19 protein-coding genes, 2 pseudogenes and 1 riboswitch are annotated in these 17,418 nt (G+C 50.8%); of the genes and pseudogenes, 7 read left to right on the forward strand and 14 right to left on the reverse strand.

Annotated elements, in window-relative coordinates; all coding sequences use genetic code 11:
* Nucleotides 1–64 precede the first annotated feature (64 nt).
* The 6 genes from ACQGQ5_RS00935 to ACQGQ5_RS00960 form a co-directional block, all read right to left on the reverse strand.
* A complete protein-coding gene (locus ACQGQ5_RS00935; RefSeq protein ID WP_444640795.1) occupies nt 65–1,708 on the reverse strand; it encodes an FAD-dependent oxidoreductase in 1,644 nt (547 codons plus the stop codon).
* Nucleotides 1,696–2,025, reverse strand: a complete 330-nt coding sequence (locus ACQGQ5_RS00940; protein ID WP_444640793.1) for an ArsR/SmtB family transcription factor — start codon at nt 2,023–2,025, stop codon at nt 1,696–1,698. Before ACQGQ5_RS00940 ends, ACQGQ5_RS00935 begins: the two co-directional genes overlap by 13 nt.
* Before the next feature lie 178 nt (nt 2,026–2,203).
* Nucleotides 2,204–2,677: a C-GCAxxG-C-C family protein gene (locus ACQGQ5_RS00945; RefSeq protein ID WP_444640791.1), complete on the reverse strand. Its 474-nt coding sequence runs from the start codon at nt 2,675–2,677 to the stop codon at nt 2,204–2,206.
* Between the two features lie 349 nt (nt 2,678–3,026).
* A complete protein-coding gene (locus tag ACQGQ5_RS00950; protein WP_444640789.1) occupies nt 3,027–3,521 on the reverse strand; it encodes a GNAT family N-acetyltransferase in 495 nt (164 codons plus the stop codon).
* A gap of 14 nt (nt 3,522–3,535) precedes the next feature.
* Nucleotides 3,536–4,345, reverse strand: a complete 810-nt coding sequence (arsM, locus tag ACQGQ5_RS00955) for an arsenite methyltransferase (protein WP_066648714.1) — start codon at nt 4,343–4,345, stop codon at nt 3,536–3,538.
* A gap of 41 nt (nt 4,346–4,386) precedes the next feature.
* Entirely contained in the window at nt 4,387–4,827 is a 441-nt protein-coding gene (locus tag ACQGQ5_RS00960) for a MarR family winged helix-turn-helix transcriptional regulator (protein ID WP_444640787.1), read from the reverse strand.
* A gap of 123 nt (nt 4,828–4,950) precedes the next feature.
* On the opposite strand from ACQGQ5_RS00960, the gene ACQGQ5_RS00965 reads away from it, so the two are divergent.
* Nucleotides 4,951–5,250 carry a MerR family transcriptional regulator gene (locus ACQGQ5_RS00965; RefSeq protein ID WP_455734870.1) on the forward strand — a complete coding sequence of 100 codons (300 nt, stop codon included), beginning with the start codon at nt 4,951–4,953 and terminating at the stop codon, nt 5,248–5,250.
* A gap of 175 nt (nt 5,251–5,425) precedes the next feature.
* On the opposite strand, the gene ACQGQ5_RS00970 is transcribed toward ACQGQ5_RS00965, so the two are convergent.
* The 3 genes from ACQGQ5_RS00970 to ACQGQ5_RS00980 form a co-directional block, all read right to left on the reverse strand.
* A complete protein-coding gene (locus ACQGQ5_RS00970; protein WP_444640785.1) occupies nt 5,426–6,184 on the reverse strand; it encodes an ABC transporter permease in 759 nt (252 codons plus the stop codon).
* Nucleotides 6,181–6,837: an ABC transporter ATP-binding protein gene (locus ACQGQ5_RS00975; protein ID WP_066648706.1), complete on the reverse strand. Its 657-nt coding sequence runs from the start codon at nt 6,835–6,837 to the stop codon at nt 6,181–6,183. The genes ACQGQ5_RS00970 and ACQGQ5_RS00975 overlap by 4 nt, the downstream gene beginning before the upstream one ends.
* Before the next feature lie 75 nt (nt 6,838–6,912).
* Entirely contained in the window at nt 6,913–8,103 is a 1,191-nt protein-coding gene (locus tag ACQGQ5_RS00980) for an MFS transporter (RefSeq protein ID WP_246419221.1), read from the reverse strand.
* Nucleotides 8,104–8,497: 394 nt separating this feature from the next.
* On the opposite strand from ACQGQ5_RS00980, the gene ACQGQ5_RS00985 reads away from it, so the two are divergent.
* From ACQGQ5_RS00985 to ACQGQ5_RS01010, 6 genes are all read left to right on the forward strand, one after another.
* The gene (locus ACQGQ5_RS00985) at nt 8,498–8,974 is read left to right on the forward strand and encodes a helix-turn-helix domain-containing protein (protein WP_444640782.1); all 477 of its coding nucleotides are present in this window, start codon (nt 8,498–8,500) and stop codon (nt 8,972–8,974) included.
* Nucleotides 8,975–9,181: 207 nt separating this feature from the next.
* Complete coding sequence (locus tag ACQGQ5_RS00990) at nt 9,182–9,721, forward strand: RNA polymerase sigma factor (RefSeq protein ID WP_444640780.1); 540 nt, start codon at nt 9,182–9,184, stop codon at nt 9,719–9,721.
* 261 nt (nt 9,722–9,982) lie between these two features.
* Nucleotides 9,983–10,921 (forward strand): zinc ribbon domain-containing protein, encoded by a 939-nt coding sequence (locus tag ACQGQ5_RS00995; RefSeq protein WP_444640778.1) that lies wholly within the window; start codon nt 9,983–9,985, stop codon nt 10,919–10,921.
* A 7-nt stretch (nt 10,922–10,928) separates the two neighbouring features.
* A complete protein-coding gene (locus tag ACQGQ5_RS01000) occupies nt 10,929–11,555 on the forward strand; it encodes a phosphatase PAP2 family protein (RefSeq protein WP_212506671.1) in 627 nt (208 codons plus the stop codon).
* Nucleotides 11,556–11,568: 13 nt separating this feature from the next.
* On the forward strand, nt 11,569–12,180 hold the full coding sequence (locus tag ACQGQ5_RS01005) for a DedA family protein (RefSeq protein ID WP_212506672.1): 612 nt from the start codon (nt 11,569–11,571) through the stop codon (nt 12,178–12,180).
* A gap of 123 nt (nt 12,181–12,303) precedes the next feature.
* A riboswitch (NiCo riboswitch) is annotated at nt 12,304–12,394 on the forward strand.
* Between the two features lie 106 nt (nt 12,395–12,500).
* Nucleotides 12,501–15,029, forward strand: a complete 2,529-nt coding sequence (locus ACQGQ5_RS01010) for a cation-translocating P-type ATPase (protein ID WP_444640775.1) — start codon at nt 12,501–12,503, stop codon at nt 15,027–15,029.
* A gap of 79 nt (nt 15,030–15,108) precedes the next feature.
* Here the strand turns inward: ACQGQ5_RS01010 and ACQGQ5_RS01015 are convergent, their stop codons facing one another.
* The 5 genes and pseudogenes from ACQGQ5_RS01015 to ACQGQ5_RS01035 all read right to left on the reverse strand — a co-directional run bounded on the left by ACQGQ5_RS01015 (nt 15,109) and on the right by ACQGQ5_RS01035 (nt 17,394).
* Nucleotides 15,109–15,621 (reverse strand): ferritin-like domain-containing protein, encoded by a 513-nt coding sequence (locus ACQGQ5_RS01015; protein WP_066648681.1) that lies wholly within the window; start codon nt 15,619–15,621, stop codon nt 15,109–15,111.
* 202 nt (nt 15,622–15,823) lie between these two features.
* Nucleotides 15,824–16,231 (reverse strand): annotated as a pseudogene (locus tag ACQGQ5_RS01020) (cupin domain-containing protein); the annotation flags it as partial.
* Nucleotides 16,232–16,455: 224 nt separating this feature from the next.
* Nucleotides 16,456–16,665: an FMN-binding protein gene (locus tag ACQGQ5_RS01025; RefSeq protein ID WP_444640772.1), complete on the reverse strand. Its 210-nt coding sequence runs from the start codon at nt 16,663–16,665 to the stop codon at nt 16,456–16,458.
* Nucleotides 16,666–16,714: 49 nt separating this feature from the next.
* Nucleotides 16,715–16,954, reverse strand: a pseudogene (locus tag ACQGQ5_RS01030) (hypothetical protein); the annotation flags it as partial.
* Nucleotides 16,955–17,013: 59 nt separating this feature from the next.
* Nucleotides 17,014–17,394, reverse strand: coding sequence for an ArsR/SmtB family transcription factor (locus ACQGQ5_RS01035; protein WP_444640770.1), 381 nt, complete (start codon nt 17,392–17,394; stop codon nt 17,014–17,016).
* Between the last annotated feature and the right edge of the window lie 24 nt (nt 17,395–17,418).

Raw genomic sequence — 17,418 nt, forward strand, 5'->3', positions numbered from 1 at the left:
TTCAACTTTTTCAAGTCATCTCAAACCTTTTGGCACCGATGATTAAGACGGGCTGAGAGCGATCTTATTTCTCTCCATGCGTTTTGCCATATTGTTTTTGTCCGCCTGAAAGGTTATATACTTTTTTAACCCCTTTGCCCAGCAGAATGTTCTGTGCTGCGTTTCCGGTCACGCCCTTATTGCAGTAGGTAACCGTAATCGCGTCCTTATCCAACGACTCGGCCGCGGCTCTCACTTTGGCGTGGGGGATGCTTCTCGCGGTTTCAATATGATTCTTCTCATATTGCGCAGCAGCTCTGGCGTCGATCAACGTATAGGGTTTCCCAGACCGCATCAGGGTATCGAGCTCCTGCGCCGTGATCAGCGGTCTGCCCCTGTGAATGGCATTATCCAGGATCATCCCGGTGTACATCACCGGGTCCTTTGTGGTAGAAAACGGCGGGGCATAGGCCAGATCAAGATGGAAAAGATCTTCCACTTTCGCCTTGAAGGTAATCGCCGTCACAAACACGTCGATTCTCTTGTCCACGCCCTCATATCCGACGATCTGCGCGCCCAGGAGTCTGCCGCTCACGCGGTCGGCGATTCCCTTGATGACCATTTCCCTGCCGCCCATATATTCCGGCTTGTTGGGTTTGATGTTGTGGCAAACCTGGACTTGATAACCCAAGGCAAGCGCCTCACGTTCGGAAAGGCCGGTCTGAGCCACCGTCATATCAAATATTTTGAAGATTCCGGTACCGAGTATGCCTCTGAATTCCAGATCGCCGCCCGTCATGCTGTCTCCGGCGATTCTGCCGGTCTTGTTGGCTGTAGAACCCAGCGGCCGGTAAACCGGTTTTCCCGTCACCGCATGGAACTGCTCGATGCAGTCTCCGCAGGCATAGATATCCGGTTGGCTGGTTTGCATCTTTGTGTTCACACGGATCGCACCGGAAACGCCAAGCTCGATCTCCGCCGCTTCGGCCAGTGCCGTGTTGGGGCGAACCCCGGCAGAGATCAGAACCAGATCCGCAGGAATCTCTTTGCCGCCCGACAAAACGACACTACTTTCCGTAATCTCTGTAATAGAAACGCCCGTCAGGACAGGAACGCCATTCTTTTCTATATGGTCCTGCACATAGACCGCCATGTCACTGTCGAGCCCCGGTGTCACTTGCGGCAGCTTTTCCAGCAGGGTCACTTCTAAACCGAGTTTTTTCAGATTTTCACAGACTTCCAGCCCGATGAAGCCCGTTCCGATGATCACCGCGCGCTTCGGGCTGTTTCCATCGATATAAGTTTTGATGCGGTTCATGTCACCGATATTGCGCAGAGTAAAGACGTGCCGTCCGTCTGCGCCCTTGATTGGTGGAACGACCGCCCGTGCTCCGGTTGCAATTACCAGCTTGTCATATGAATCGGAAAACACCTCTCCGGTGGTAAGGTTTTTGACTTTCAGAACCTTTTGATCGGGGTTAATTGAGAGCACTTCATGACGGGTCAAAATATCCACATTGTATTTACTTTTGAAAAACGCGGGATCGCGTGGGGTGAGTTCGTCTGCGTTTTCGACTTCACCGCCGATGTAATAGGGCATACCACAACCGGAATATGAAATAAAGCTGTCCTTGTCATAAACGACGATTTCGGCGCTTTCGCTGTTTCTTCGTGCCTTTGCCGCGGCGGACGTTCCGGCGGCAACCGCACCTATGATTATAATTCGCATTTTCCTTCCTCCTCGACATTATTACAGATACAATCCCGATATTCCGATGTGATTCCGTCCCAGAAATTTTTTATGGCAGTAACTTTTTTGTCGTTGATCGTATACCTCATCCAGGTTCCTTCGCGCCTGCCGTTCACAAGGCCGCAATCCGTCAGAATTTTCATGTGGTAGGAAAGGGTAGGCTGCGTGATCTTGAAGGATTCCAGAATGTCACAGGCGCACATTTCGCCGCAGGAAAGAATCTCGACGATCTTCAGCCGAGTTTCGTCGGACAGCGCCTTAAACACCGGGGCATATTCCGCGTGGGAATATCTCATTTTCTGTACACCTCCCAGTTTTGCATAAGATAGACATGCATCAATTTCATTCAAATTCATCTATATTATATACTTATATCGATGAATGTCAATATGCTGGCGAAAATTTAATAATAAAAAACCCAAGGCGGTAAGCTATTTCTGCGGCCCTGGGTTTAATGATAATATTTATGTAAATTTAGTCCAGCTCCAAGTTACCATTGCTTTTTACCGGTGCTGGCTTACTTTCCCTCTCTAAAATATCAGTTAATATTTCTACAGCACCTCTGACATATTGCTCACAGAGCTGATGATGCTCCGGTTCTCCCCATTTTACTGATCTCGTCAGCACACGGCAGCAGGTAGCCTTATATCTTTTTTTAAACTCATTATGCAATTCCTGAGTTAAGGAAAACACCTCATCTACATTGCCTTCTGTACTTGTTCTGCCTTTCACGGCGCTTAAAACCATCACTGCACCTGTCAGCGAGCCGCAGCAGCATTTCGACGCACCTAAACCTGCGCCAAATCCGGTTGCCATTTTTATGGCAGTGTCATTCAATCCCAGGCCAAGCTCCTTATTAAAAACCTGAAGAATTGCTTCCGAACAATAGAGCCCATTTCTGAATAGATCAACGGCTTGGGTGGCCAACACTTCTTTTTGTAATGTCATTGCTGTTGCTCCCCTCTAAATTAAAGTAATCAGATATGTAATATATATTATGATACAGTATAAAGTCAATATCGATGATTGTCAATATCTTTAAATCGAAAAATCGAATTTATAAATATTTTTAGAACTGGTAAATGCCTGACAAGAAAAGGAGCTTCACGAATTTTGTTCGTGAAGCCGCCTTCTGACTAATTCGACGATTTCGGAAATCTCCTGCTCCAGCATTCCATCCGGCAATATTCCTCATAATCGGAGTTGCTTTCCCTTGGAGTTACCGCGACGATGATCAGTAAAATTATGAAAAGAAGAACCATTTTATGCCACTGCTTTCTACTTGAAATAGATTGATTCAGCCAACAGCTTTGCTTCTGCGCTCCATTAAAACGACGTCATGCCATTTTTCATTTGACATCTGTCCTAATCTTTCTCTGAAGCCAAGCTCCCGAAACTTGCATTTCTGATGTAATTCTCGGCTGTGGGTATTTTCTTTGATGATTCCGGCTTGTAAAGACCAGAAACCTTCTTTTTCCGACTGATGAATTAAATTTTTCAGGAGTTTAGTTCCTATGCCCTGATGTTTATATTCCGGATCGATGTATATGCTGACTTCGGCTACTCCCGCATAGACACATCTGCTGGAGGTTGGGGATAAAGCTGCCCATCCCAAAATCACATCATTGAATCGTGCAACAAAACGGCAGGAATTCAGATGGCTTTGATCCCACTCCTTCCAGCTTGGAACGTCTCTTTGGAAAGTTGCGATCCCGGTTTTGATGCCTGCCGAATAGATGGTAGAAACCTGAGGCCAGTCGGCCGGTTCCATCTTCTCAATCGTAAAGTCCATTTCAAAGCCTTTCTCTATTTATATGCCTTTACATGTGCGCCCGCAAAAGCACCGTCCAAGGCATCTTCGTTTAGGTGGGAGTAAATCTCACCAAGTTCCTTTTCTTCCGCAATACTTCGGATGATTTCTTTTGTATAGATATTGACAGGCGTAATTTCTACGTTTGTAAAGCCGACTTTTTTCAGAATTCGTTCATATTCTGCGACGCTCAATGCCCCGGAAATGCAGCCGACCCACATTTGGACGCTTTTGCGAATCTCATCCGGAACGGCTTTCAGTTCAACAATATCAGCAATCGCAAGTCTTCCGCCCTTTTTCAAGACCCGATAAGCCTCTCTCAGAGCGACTTCCTTGTTCTCAGTCAGGTTGATTACACAGTTCGATGTAACAACGTCAACAGATTCGTCTGGCAGTGGAATATTCTCAATGTATCCTTTAATAAATTCAACATTTTTCGCGCCGATCTTCTCCTTATTGCGATTCGCCAGTTCCAGCATTTCGTCGGTCATATCCAATCCATAGGCTTTGCCTGTTTCGCCCACAAATTTTGCGGAAATCAGCACGTCTATCCCGCCGCCGCTGCCCAAATCCAGCACCGTTTCACCCTTTTGCAGGTTTGCAAGGGCAACCGGATTCGCGCAGCCCAACGAGGCCCGGATCGCTTCTTCCGGCAATCCGGCAACATATTCTACGGAATACAGATCATTCGATATATCACCGCAGCAAGACCCACCACCGCAACAGGAACTTTTTGCGGTTTCAGACACTTTTTTTGCAATATCGCCGTAATGCTCCTTGATTTCTTCCCGAATGTTCTTCGACATAAAGATAGCCTCCTTAAAATTAGCAATAAAATCATTTCCGATTAACAGCATTTGTTGCGTTGCGCCGCGTCCGCCAGGAGCTTCAAGCCTTCCAGCACCTGACTTCTTTTATCCTCTGGAATGGAACCGAATATCCCTTTGTAGTAGCTCTCCATGCTTTTTTCAATATTCTGGAATACATCTTTGCCCTTTTCTGTCAACTGAATTGTAACATATCTCCTGTTTTCAGCATCCAGTTCCCGCACCGCTAAATCCGCTTCCACAAGGTTATTGACAGTCCGGCTCATGGTACTTTTGTCCACGCCCAATAAGTCGGCAAGGTCCACCAGTGATATTTTTTCTTTCCGGCCAATTTCGACAATGGCGTGACATTGCGTGATCGTAACGCCGCAGCAAGAGGCATCGCCTTTTTCCAGGATGCCTAAGTTCCTTACAAGCACCCGGATCAGCTCTCTCAGGATTGCGCTCCCTTGGTCAATCATTTCATCACCTCGTGCATATTCTATCATACAACAGTTGTATATTGCAATAGTTAAATAAAAATATTTTCCTACGTTGGGGGTAGGGAGTGGGGGCCAGCTTGCTACCTCTGCCGGCAAAAGACTATCTGCGGCGGCGTCCGGCGTTTTTCGGAAGAAGACCTGGAGTGGCTTGGTCTGGTTTTTTGCCTGAAAAACACCGGAATGCCAATCAAAAAGATCAGGGAATTCGTCGATCTGAGCCGCAGGGGGGAGCAGACTCTGCCTCAGCGCTGCGAAATTCTAATGGCACATAAAAGGGATGTGGAAGGTCGCATCGCCTCCATGAAAAAGCAATTGGCCAAAGTGAACCAGAAAATTCAATGTTTCAGTTCCCAGTCCAAGGCTTTCTGTGTCAGCGGTAAAATCCAAAGGCCGTTGGTTTAAATTCTGCCTCCGCAACCAAACAGAAGGGGCTGTTGCAAAATGGCCCCTTTTCCTATGTCCGGGGCAAAGGCGAAAAATTGCTTTTTGCCCCATACCCGGCAAAAAGCGGCCCTTTTGCGGCGATTCTGCCCCACACGCTGGAGCAGTCCGCGAGGGGCCGTTTATTTTAAAAGCGCTATAGCAGTTGCTTTCTTTCATTGAAGAAGGTCCGGTAAGAGAGAAAGCAGGCCATAAATGAGGAAATCGCCGTCGTAGACAGCAGCATGAATGTCACCATGATCTGGTACCGGATTGCCATGAGCGGGGATATGCCGGCAAGGATCAGCCCCGTCATCATGCCGGGAAGGGAGACGATGCCCAGCGTCTTCGTGGAGTCGATGGTGGGCACCATCCCCGTGCGGATCGAGTCCCGGAGAATATCCATCGAAGCCGGAAGAAGGTCCGCGCCCAGCGAAAGCTTGATTTCCACTTCGTTCCTCCGGCTTTTGAAATCGCCGGTGAGCTGCCGGTAGCACAGGCCGATGGCGACCATGGCGTTGCTGATGATCATGCCGCTGATCGGAATGATCTGATTCGCCTCGTACCGCACCGCGCCGGAGAGGACCAGGACGGAAAGCGTGGCGCCTGCGCCGACTAAAATGGAAAGGAAAGAAATCAGAATTCCGTTTTTGATCCCTTTTCCCCGCTTGGCCGCGTTAAAGGCCGCGTTAAAGATCATGAAGAGCACAATCAGCGTCGTGACGGCCGGGTTGCGGAGTCTGAAGATAAATTGAAGGACATATCCCACCGCAAAGAGCTGGATGACCGCCCGTATGACGCTGATGAGGGTCTCTTTTTCCAGCCTGAGTTTCTGAAAATAGGAAAACAGCAGAGAGACGAGAACTAACGAAGACGCCATCAGAAGAGAGGCGTCGCTGATATTCGCACCGTTCATTTGATTTCCTCCGATGATTGGATTCGGCCGTTTTCCAGAGTCAGCAGCCGGCTGGCGTATTTCCGGCTCTGGGCGGTGTTGTGGGTGACCCACAGGACCGTGACGCCCTTCCGGTTCAGCCGGAGGATTTCTTTTTCAATCAGTTCCGTGTTCTCGGCGTCGAGTGCGGAAGTCACTTCGTCCAGCAGCAGAATTTCCGGTTCGAAAAGCAGCGTGCGGATCAGGGAGATCCGCTGTTTTTCCCCTCCCGACAGCCCTTTGACCTCATGCGAGAGGTAGCTTTCGTCCAGATTGAAGCGGGCGAGCAGCGAAACGATTTTTTCCCGGTCGATCTTCCGGTCCCTGACGCGGTAGGGAAACGCGACGTTGTCTTCCACCGTATTCCCCCAGAGGACCGGCTCCTGAAAGCAGTAGCTGATTTTTTTCCGCAGCCCGATCGGGTCTTCCTGAAGCATATCCTTCCCATGGAAGAAGATTTTTCCTTCCGTCGGGCTGATCAGATGGCAGCACAGCCGTAAAAAGGTACTCTTCCCGCTTCCGGAGGGGCCGACGATGGAGACAAAGTCGCCGGCTGAAAACTGTGCCGAAACGTCTTTGAGAATCTCTTTTCCGCCCTGCCGGTAGGAAACATCCCGGAATGTGAGCTGTTCCAATGCTTTCACCTCAAGATCAAGACTTTCCGCGGCGGCAGCGGCCGCTTTTTCTGAAAATTTCCTCCTGTTCCGGCTTCAATCCGAACGGTCCGCCGCTTTCCGCCCTTTCCCGGAGCGGAGGATGACAGCGATCAGCAGGGCGGAGACGATGCCCAGAACGCCGCCGAACCAGAACGGCGCGTCGGAGCCCCAGACATTCCACATCCCGCCGGCGATTATGGAGGAAAACAGGAGGCCGAAGCCCTGCAGCATGCCGTAGACGCCGAGCACGGTCCCCTTATATTCCGCCGGCGACGCCTCCGCGATCAACGCCCGTTCCGCCCCGCTGATAAAGGCGGTATAAGCGCCGTAGGCGACGAACAGGATCAGCAGGGAGACTTTCGACGTCAGCAGGGCAAACCCCAGATAGACCAGGCCGTAGATCAGATAGCCGGGGATCAGGACCCTGCTTCTGCCGAACCGGTCCGACAGCCGGCCGGCCGGGATCGCCAGAATGGACGCGGAAACGTTGAAAATCAGATAGAGCAGCATCACCTCGGAGGTGGAAAACCCGCGCGACTGCGCCTTGAGCAGCAAGAAGGCGTTGGAAGAGTTGCCGAGGCAGAAAAGGAAGAGAACGGCGAAATACCATTTCAGTCTTGCGTCCAGTTTCAGGCCCCGAAAGGCCAGCCTCCGCTGTTTTGGGGCGGCTCCCTTTTCCTCCCGGATCAGCGGGATGATCGTCACGGCGACGACGCCCGGAATGACGGACCAGAGGAACGCCGAGCGATATTTCATTCCGATGGCGATAAACAGGAAAGCAAAAAGGGCCCCGAGCGAAGACCCCGCCATATCGAGCATCTTATGTAAACCGTAGGAACCGCCCAGTTTCCCTTTTTCGCTCGACTGCGCCACCAAAGCGTCGCGCGGGGCGGTCCGGATCCCCTTGCCGGTGCGGTCGATCACCCGCGCCGCCAGCACGCCGCCCCACGAGCCGGCTATCAGAAGGACGAACTTATAGAGCACGGAGGCGGAATATCCGAGGAAAGCCAACCGTTTTTTATTTTGATATCGATCCCCGATGTAGCCGCTCGCCACTTTCAGAAGGGAAGCGACGCTTTCCGCAACGCCTTCGATCACGCCGACGATGGCCGGCGTCGCCCCGAGAACCGCCGTCAGGTACAGAGGAATGATCGGGTAGATCATTTCCGTACTCATATCCATAAAAAAGCTGACCAGCCCGATCAGAAAAATATTGGAAACGATTATCATCTTTTTTTTCGACAAAACAAACGCCCCCGTATTCGTGCCGCATACTCCCGTACTTTCCTTCAAAACAAAAGCCGACCGCGCCGGCACAAATCCGCCGTCATGCCGCCGTGAAAACAGAGAATTACAAATTTATCTTATGATAGCGCAAATACTGAATAAAGTCAATGTATAACGGAATATAATCATATGATAAGCGTACTTAGTGCCAACATCAATTACAATAGTGGAAAATTGAAAGAGCAAAGCCGGTTTGCCCGCCGAAGATGCCGGAAAGGCGTTGGAAAAGATTAAAAATACCGCCAGATTACCGTTAAGTTCTTTCATAGTGAATTTAATTTCCATTCGGCTTGCCATTTTAGGTTGGAAGTATTATACTATATTCCGCAGACGGTTCGGGAGGAGGAACAACATGGACAACGACATCTTAAATCTGAGTCAGGCATCGGAATTTTTGGGAATCAGCGAAAAGACGCTGATTAAACTGCTCCGGGAGGAGCATATCCCCGCCCGGAAAATCGGCCGGGAATGGCGCTTCAGCCGGGAAGCGCTGGTCCGCTGGCTCGCCGCCGGGGATTCGACGAACTATATCAACCAAAACGAGCGGTACATGGTTTCCGAGGACACGCCCGGCAAATCCCTCGACCTGCTCGACGGCATCGGAAGCAGACTGGACTCTCTGCGAAAAAACGGAAACCGCATCCAGGCGCTGCTGCCGGAGCTCGGCAGGGACGTCACGATCCCGCGGGAAGCCACTCTGCGCGTCAGCTATAAGCAGCAGCGGGAGATCGAAAAGCTGGAGTTCAAAATTTTCTGGAGCCTGCGCGAAGAATGCAAACTGGAAGCAAATCAGAAATTCAAAGCGATTCCTCAAAAGAAAGATCGATAATACGCCCGCCCGGGCCGCGCGGATATCCGCCCCGGCTCAGGCCCAATGCAGCGATCTGCCGGCTTGTCCGGCGGGTTCGCTGCTTTTTCCATGCCTTCACCCGGGAATCCGCACATGCCGGAAAACGGGCATTCTGTTTTTTGCGATTCCCTGCAACTTTTTTCCGTCCGCTGCGTGTAATAAGCAGAGTCAAAAGGCGGTGAGGGTTTGAATGAGCGTTCTTTGCTTTTGAAGGCTCAAAAAGGGGAAAAAGAAGCGTTTCAGGACCTGATCGTCTTTTATTATCCCTACGTCTCAAAATTCCTTTTCAAGCTGACGAACGATTCTTCCCTCAGCGAAGACCTGACGCAGGACACATTCGTGAAGCTGATTCGGGGCATCGACCGATTCGACGTCCGCAAAAAAACTGCTTTTTCCACTTGGGTAATGACAATCGCCAAAAACTGCTATCTTGATTTTCTAAGGCGGAGCAAGCCGGAAACACTGAGCTTTGAGGAGCAGGACTTGCCGTCTTCCTTCGATGTGCAGGACAGGGTGCTGAACCGTATGCAGGCGGAAAAACTAAAAAAGGCGCTGGAAAGTCTGCCGCCCGAGCAGGCCGCCGCCATCCGGCTGAAATACTGCGAACAGCAAACGCTTCGGGAAATAGCCGATCGGTTCTCCTGCGACCCAAAAACAGTGAAAAGCCGCATCCACAACGGCATGACCAAATTGAGGAAAAAGCTGAAAAGGGGGCTTTTGTTATAAAACAGGATAAAAATGTGATTCTGTCCAGGCTGGATAGCGAGATCGATAGAAAATGTCTTGAAATCTGCCGGCGGCGCAGGGATCGTGCTCTGCGCGCCGCCTTCGTCGTCGCCTGTTGCCTGTTTCTTCTGCTCCCTGGATTGCTCGTCTTTCTCGGAGTCAGCCTCTGGAGTTTCTGCATTCCGTCCGTCCTGTTCCTTTCCGTCGGCTTTTGCCTACTGTCCCCGCTGATTTTCAGCAGGAAATCGGGAGGTTCCGAAAATGAATCACTTTGACGCTGCCATCAAAAAATTCAATTTCAAGAAAGCGGTGACCGTTTACCTGGTCCTTGCGGTCCTGGCCGGAATCCTGTCGGCCGGCTTTCTGGTCCATACTTTCCGGGACAGGATCGTCCTTGCCCAAGGGTACCGCAGAGTGAGCGAACAGGCAATCGGCATGAAGAGCGGATACGAGGGATTAAAGCCCGAGCTGAATCAATTGGCGGCTTCCTCGCCGGATCTGGTGGACATTTTGATTTTGGACGGACAAAACCGGATTTTGTTCGCCGCAAAGCATTCGGATTTGTCAAAGGAAGGTTCTCTGAACCTTGTGGAGAAACCGGATGGCCAAAATCGTTATTTCACGGATGCGACGAATCCGCACCTGCATTTCCGCTTGCTGGACGGCGGTAGGCTGAAAGCCTCGAAAGAACTGCTCGGAATCGACGAAGAGGCGGAGCAGGAGATGCAGGATCGTTCCTTTTATAAAAAGCAAGACCGGCAGCAGAAAAACTATCTGCTCTCTTACCTGGCGGACGAGCCGGGCGGCGGAAAAATTTATTTTATCAGCAGCGCTCAGCCGGTCCCGCGCGGCGAATTCTATCTGAAGGCCGCAGCCGCCCTCGCCGTCCTTTCCTTCATGGTTTACTGGGTCCTTCTGGCCCTCTGGGTTTACGCGCAGGCCCTCAAGGCCCGGATGGACGCGGCGGTATGGGGGATCGCCACGCTTTTTACCAATCTGGCCGGATGGCTCGTTTTTCTTTTGTACCGGCAAAGCCGCCAGACCTGTTACCGGTGCGGAGCCGTGCAAAACAAAGACAACGCCTACTGTACCTGCTGCGGGGCGAAACTCGGAAAAATATGTCCTCGGTGCCATATGCCGGGGAGCGAAGACGACCGGTACTGCAAACACTGCGGCAGCGCACTGGATGGAGGAGAGTAGGGACGGGATGAATAAACGCATCATATGGCTTGTGGTGATGCCGGTCATTTTATTTGCGATGCTCGCTGTATGTATCTATGCCGGAATCACTATTCGCTTTGAAGGATGGTTTTATGGGGAAGCAGTGGAAAATATGTCCCCCGTTTTGACTGCAATGATGAAGGTGATCACCCATCTCGGCGATCCAATTACTGTAATTGTGTTCTGCCTGTCACTGTTTCTCGCACCAAAAACGAGGAGAACCATCGCACTGCCTACTTCGGCGGTAGTGATAATGTCCGGTGTGTTCAACGTCCTCCTGAAGCAGATTTTCGCGAGGGGACGCCCGAATGTCCTCCGGCTGATCAGCGAAACGGGCTACAGCTTTCCCAGCGGCCATGCGATGATCAACGCGTCGCTCTATGTCATGCTGATCTTGATGATCATCCGGTATCTTGGAAGTTTTTCCCGAAAACTATTTCTTTCTTCCCTGTGCATCGCCTTGGCGGGCCTGATCGGATTCAGCCGAGTCTATCTGGGCGTCCACTATGCGAGCGACGTTCTGGGCGGCTGGCTGTTCGGGGCCGCCATATCCCTGCTGGTTTACTCGCTTTGGAACGGCAGACAAGCAAAGATTAAAAACTCGGATTTTTGAAAGGAAGTTCAAAATGCAGGAATGGGTCATCCATATTATGAACCAGTACGGATACGTGGGGATAGCACTGCTGATCGCAATCGAGAACCTGTTTCCTCCCATTCCGTCCGAGCTGATCCTGACTTTCGGCGGCTTCATGACCACTTACACCAGCATGAACATCTGGATCGTCACCTTGTCCGCCACCATCGGGTCGGTGGCCGGGGCAATCGTCCTTTACGGCGTCGGACGGCTGCTTCCGGCCGAGAAAATGGACAGGTTCATCGGGAAATGGGGACATGTCCTCGGGCTGAAAAAAGGGGATGTGGAACGGGCGGATAACTGGTTTAATCGGCGCGGTGCCTCCACCGTCTTTTTTTGCCGGTTTATTCCATTAGTCCGAAGCCTCATCTCCATCCCTGCGGGGATGGCGCGGATGCGCAGAGGCAGGTTCCTTTTGTACACTATCCTCGGCTCCGCAATTTGGAATGTGGTTCTGGTGCTGCTGGGCGCTTTTGCCGGAGCCGGCTGGGAACGCGTCAGCCAATCCATGAATCTCTATACCTACATTGCTCTCGCCGTGATGGCGGTCGGAGGGGTCGGTTTTGTTGTTTGGATTTCTAAAAAAAGGAAAAATCAAAAATAGGTTTTCTCTCAGGATCCGCCATAAAATTCATGATAGGAATCTTATATTTTTGTTTTTAATCACTTGACGTGAGTAAATGAATATGATAGAATATCTTTCATCTCTTTGCGCTGCATTTGATCTACAGTACAAACTGAGCAGGCGATAAACCCGATATTGGGTTTATGGGGCTGGGCCTCGCGGCAACAGGTTGATCAGAACCTGTGGGACAGTATGTTGTCTCACAGGTATTTTTGTACCCTTTTGAGGCTGCAGCTGTATCTTTGCAATGCCATAGAGCTGTCGCATAAATGCTGAGAAGCATGATGGAGGTAACTTTTATGACAGAACGAAAGAAAACCATAAATCCAACCGGCCTGACAACGGCGGAAGCCGTGCAACGTCAAAAGCGATTCGGCAGGAACGAATTGATTCCGAAAAAGAAAAAGAATGTTCTTCAAGAGATTTTGAAAGCCTTGTCGGAACCTATGTTTTTGCTGCTCATCGTGACGGCGGTCATCTATTTTTTGCTGGGTGAGCCGCGCGACGGAGTTGTTATGCTGATCTTTGTATCGGGTATGATCAGTATCGATGTGATTCAGAGCTGGAAAACCGACAAGACTCTGAACGCCTTAAAGGATCTCGCGGCGCCGCGCATTACGGTGCTGCGGGACGGAGCGGAGCGGCGGATCGACAGCGCCGATCTTGTCCCGGAGGATATCATGCTAATTGCCGAAGGCGACAAGATCCCGGCGGACGGGGAGATCCTTCAGGCGAACGATTTGTGCGTCGACGAGTCGTCCATGACGGGCGAAGCGGAAGGCGTTTGGAAGGTCGCGCTCGGGACCGCCGATGCAGACGGCGGGCACTGGCGGCGCGACCACTGCTACGCGGGGACTCTTGTGACGCAGGGAAGCGCGCTGGTCCGCGTGGATCAAATCGGCAAAGCCACCGAGTTCGGGAAAATCGGTACAAATGTCGTCGGCGCACCGGAAGCCCCGTCGCCGCTTCAGAGGCAGACCCGCGGGCTCGTGAAGCTTTGCGCGGTTATTGCGGCGGTCCTGTTTGTATTGGTAGGCTGTTTCACCTGGCTGAATATCCCGGACCACCAATTTACCGACAGGCTGATCGAAAGCATCCTTTCCGGCGTCACGCTCGCCATGGCCATGATCCCGGAAGAGTTCCCGGTTATTTTAACAGTCTTCCTTTCCATGGGCGCATGGCGGCTTGCAAAAAGGCATTCGCTTATGCGCAGGCTGGCTTCCGTGGAAACGCTCGGCGCCGTGTCGGTTCTTTGCGTTGATAAGACCGGCACCATTACGATGAATCAGATGACCGTATGCGATACGTGGACAGAGGAAAACAAAGAGCGGGACCTCTGCGCGGTCATGGGGATGGCCTGCGAACCGGACGCATATGACCCTATGGAAAAGGCCATGATTTCGTATTGTGAAGGCAGGGGCCTGTCCAGGGATTTCCTGTTCGGCGGCAAGCTGATTCGGGAATATTCCTTCACTCATGAGGCAAAAATGATGGGCCATGTCTGGCGGCGCGGCAATGAAATCCTGATCGCCGCGAAAGGCTCGCCGGAAAAGGTCCTCGCTTTATGTAATCTCAATTCGGACGAACGGGACAAAGCGCAGGAAAAAGCCGCCGATATGGCGGCACGCGGGCTCCGCGTGATCGCGGTTGGCAGAATGGACGTTGGAACGGCGGGCGAAGTTCCCGCTTCTTTGGCCCAGTGCCGCCTTCAGTTCTGCGGATTGGTTGGCCTTGCGGATCCTCCGAGGGAATCCGTAAAAGCGGATATCCTCCGCTGCAGGAAGGCAGGCGTCCGCGTTGTGATGATTACGGGCGACAACGGCATCACGGCAGGCGCGATCGCGAAGCAGATCGGCATGCCATGCGGGAAATCCGTCACTGGCGGCGAGATCGACCGGATGACGGATGAGGAACTTCAGAGACGTGTCCGTTCCGTCAGCATTTTTTCCCGCGTCGTCCCGGAGCATAAGATGCGCATCGTGAAGGCTTTCAAGGCAAACGGTGAGATCGTGGCAATGACGGGCGACGGGGTCAACGACGCCCCCGCGCTCAAATATGCCGATATCGGCATCGCGATGGGAAAGCGCGGTTCGGAGGTGTCCCGCGAAGCCGCCGATCTCATCCTGCTTGACGATAATTTTTCGACGATTGTGGATACCATCAGGGACGGCAGGCGGATTTACGACAACATCAAAAAAGCGGTCGGATATGTGTTCACGATTCACATTCCAATCGCGTTTTCCTGTCTGTTGGCCCCTCTTCTGAAAGTAAATCCGGCGAACCTTATGTTACTGCCCATCCATGTCGTCCTTTTGGAACTGATTATCGACCCGACCTGCTCCATCATTTTTGAACGACAGCCCGCGGAACAGAATGTGATGGAACGCGATCCCCGTGATCCGAAAGAAAAACTGATGAGAGCGAAAGGTCTCTTCAGAAGCATTCTGCAGGGGCTGACGGTTTTTGCCTCTTCTTTTGGAACCTATTATACGGTTCTTATGGCAGATCCAGCCGTAAACGCTCCGGTTGCCCGTGCAATGGGCCTTTCCATTATTTTTCTAAGCAATCTGCTTTTGGTTCTGGTCAACAGTTCCCAAACGGATTTTGCATTCCAGTCATTCCACCGTCTGATCAAAGACAAGGTGATGTGGGCGGCCTTTGCGGGAACCATTTCCATGCTTGTCCTGCTCTTATACACTCCGCTTTCAGCCTTTGTGAAGCTGGCTCCGCTGACCGGACCGGAAGCGATCGCCGTAATCGTGATGTCGGCGGCGTCGGTACTTTGGGTCGAAATCGTAAAACTTGTAAAACATCTGAGAAAGAATTAACAGTAAAATCAGAACGGCCGTGACATCCCCAATGGATTTCATGGCCGTTCAAGTCGTCGGTTTCCTGAAACACCCGGAATCAGACCAATTCATCATACGGATCGACGTCATATTTTAGCAACAGCCTGGTAAGATGCTCCGCGTGCCCTTTTTCGTCATCAATCACGGCCTGCAAGGTGGTGCGGATATCCCGGTATGGATATTTTGGCAGCTGCGCTTCATACAGAATCACGGCCTCGAGTTCTCCCTTGATGTCGTCCCGGATATCGTTCAGAATGGCCGCACCGCCGGACTGGGAATGGGAGAGCGACACCGGTGTCTGGGGCCCGGGGTTGTCGCCCTTATGAGCTAAAAACTGTTTATACTGCTCCGGATCATATTTGCGGAGCAGCTTCAGAACCCAGCCGTAATGCTGCTTTTCGTCGAGCATAATACTGTGCCAGGCATCGTTTATTTCAGAAATGTCCGAGTTGGCGATGTGGGTTTGGTAACCGTTAATCGCGATGATTTCACTGATCAGGATTTCCCTGAGTTTATCCGTAAACTTCTGTGCCGTACCCTGCGGCTGTCCGTTCGGATGCGTATAACTCATGATAATCCTCCGCCTTTCATATAAATCTGCCTTCAGCCGCTGAGAGGCCCTCCCTTTTAGCCTCAAAATTGGACAGGCAGGAATAGCGTACAGTAGGCTGATCCTGCCTGAGTCCTCTGTTCAAATCTTTTTCTGCATCATTATTCCAATGGGACTTGGGCCCGAATTCAAATACTCCAAAGCGCTTGATGATACCGTTATTTTATGTCCCTGTTGCTATTGCGTCGTCTTTCGTTTTGTGAACGGTTCCCCAAGGATGTTGGGGAGGTGCATAAATCGAATATACTTTTAAGGGTACGGTGCCTACATTGACGACGTTATGCCATGTCCCGGCCGGTATGACAATGGCATCGCTTGGCCCGACTCGCTTTTGAAAATTCATATTGTCTCTCCGGTTTCCGAACTTCGCAAGCCCTTCGCCCTGCTCGATGCGGATAAACTGGTCAACATCAGGGTGCATTTCCAAGCCGATATCATCGTTCACACGAATGCTCATCAGCGTAAGCTGCAGATGATTCCCTGTCCATAAAGCGGTACGGAAGGTATTGTTTTGCTCCGTAACCGCTTCAATATTCACTACTATTGGTATGGGGCCATAGTCTCTTAATTCTTCATCAGGCATATCTTCCGATCCTCTCCCGTTGATTTTAACCCATAATATGAATTATCTGCCGGAAAAGTGCTTTTCAAAACGATATGGGTTCCATGTTATTGCCGCGCGATTGGCTCAGTTCGTTTCAATCTGTTCCGCTGAGGGGAACGGAAACCTTGCTTAGACCCAATAAACCTGTAGACGGAAATTCATCCCCAATATTTGCATCTTTAAATGAATCATTATGCTTGAGCCAAGGCATTGGAAACTGCATCCATAATGCCCCTGCTGCTGTATGTCGCGCCGGATACAGCGTCCACTTCCGCTGTCTGGCTGCTGATGATTTCATTGGAAACCATTGTGTACGCAGCATTGAAAAAGCTCGGAGCATCCTCGCTGGAATCCACTTGGATTGCAGTAATTTTCCCGCCTGAAACTTCGACCGTCACCATCGTTGTGCCTCCCCGAAATCCGGCGCCAAATCCATGATAAGTACCGTCCTTATACCGCCCCGACGACTGAGCGGAAAGTGTATGGACATAGACATAAAAGAAAGCACAGCATCCGGCCGGCAAAATATACGGCCAGTTGGGCGTGGATCACGCTCCAGTCCTGCCGCCTGCCGGTCAATTTTTTCGTGATGTCCATCATGTCCAGATACAGCATCTTGAGCAGGCTGTCATCCGTCGGAAAGATCGATTTCGCCTTCGTCACCTTTCGGAGCTGCCGGTTGAAGCCTTGGTGGTGTAGATCAGCCGGCGCACCCCCGCCTCATTTCAGCTAAACTAATACCTGTATCATTATTTTTTGATATGCGTTATACATAGATCAAACATCATTTTAATGTGTGCATCATTCAGTGAATAATAAGCGATTTTCCCGTCACGCCTGTATTTAATTAAGTGGGTTTGCCGTAACGATTTTAGATGATGCGAAATAGCAGGTTTCGACATATTCAGCAAAGCTGAAATATCGCACACGCACATTTCAGAAAGCATAAGCGCATTTATAATTTTTAGGCGTGTAGGATCGCTGAGTACTTTAAATATACCAGCCATATTATACAAAGTATCATCGTCAGTTATTTCTTTTTTCACTTTATCTAATATATCCTGATGAATAATAGTGATATCACACATTGCATTTTCTTGATCTGTCATGTTTTCCTGGTTTTCAGACATTATAGTCACCCTTTCATATAAACA

It is taken from the genome of Caproiciproducens sp. (assembly GCF_053840905.1).

Excerpts from the sequence above, each read along its gene's own strand:
- ACQGQ5_RS00945 (WP_444640791.1), bottom strand. The coding sequence starts at position 2,677 with ATGACATTACAAAAAGAAGTGTTGGCCACCCAAGCCGTTGATCTATTC.
- ACQGQ5_RS00950 (WP_444640789.1), bottom strand. The coding sequence starts at position 3,521 with ATGGACTTTACGATTGAGAAGATGGAACCGGCCGACTGGCCTCAGGTT.
- ACQGQ5_RS00940 (WP_444640793.1), bottom strand. The coding sequence starts at position 2,025 with ATGAGATATTCCCACGCGGAATATGCCCCGGTGTTTAAGGCGCTGTCC.
- ACQGQ5_RS01005 (WP_212506672.1), top strand. The coding sequence starts at position 11,569 with ATGCAGGAATGGGTCATCCATATTATGAACCAGTACGGATACGTGGGG.
- ACQGQ5_RS01010 (WP_444640775.1), top strand. The coding sequence starts at position 12,501 with ATGACAGAACGAAAGAAAACCATAAATCCAACCGGCCTGACAACGGCG.
- ACQGQ5_RS00985 (WP_444640782.1), top strand. The coding sequence starts at position 8,498 with ATGGACAACGACATCTTAAATCTGAGTCAGGCATCGGAATTTTTGGGA.
- ACQGQ5_RS00935 (WP_444640795.1), bottom strand. The coding sequence starts at position 1,708 with ATGCGAATTATAATCATAGGTGCGGTTGCCGCCGGAACGTCCGCCGCG.
- ACQGQ5_RS01035 (WP_444640770.1), bottom strand. The coding sequence starts at position 17,394 with ATGTCTGAAAACCAGGAAAACATGACAGATCAAGAAAATGCAATGTGT.
- ACQGQ5_RS00970 (WP_444640785.1), bottom strand. The coding sequence starts at position 6,184 with ATGAACGGTGCGAATATCAGCGACGCCTCTCTTCTGATGGCGTCTTCG.
- ACQGQ5_RS00995 (WP_444640778.1), top strand. The coding sequence starts at position 9,983 with ATGAATCACTTTGACGCTGCCATCAAAAAATTCAATTTCAAGAAAGCG.
- ACQGQ5_RS01000 (WP_212506671.1), top strand. The coding sequence starts at position 10,929 with ATGAATAAACGCATCATATGGCTTGTGGTGATGCCGGTCATTTTATTT.
- ACQGQ5_RS00960 (WP_444640787.1), bottom strand. The coding sequence starts at position 4,827 with ATGATTGACCAAGGGAGCGCAATCCTGAGAGAGCTGATCCGGGTGCTT.
- arsM (WP_066648714.1), bottom strand. The coding sequence starts at position 4,345 with ATGTCGAAGAACATTCGGGAAGAAATCAAGGAGCATTACGGCGATATT.
- ACQGQ5_RS01015 (WP_066648681.1), bottom strand. The coding sequence starts at position 15,621 with ATGAGTTATACGCATCCGAACGGACAGCCGCAGGGTACGGCACAGAAG.
- ACQGQ5_RS01025 (WP_444640772.1), bottom strand. The coding sequence starts at position 16,665 with ATGGTGACGGTCGAAGTTTCAGGCGGGAAAATTACTGCAATCCAAGTG.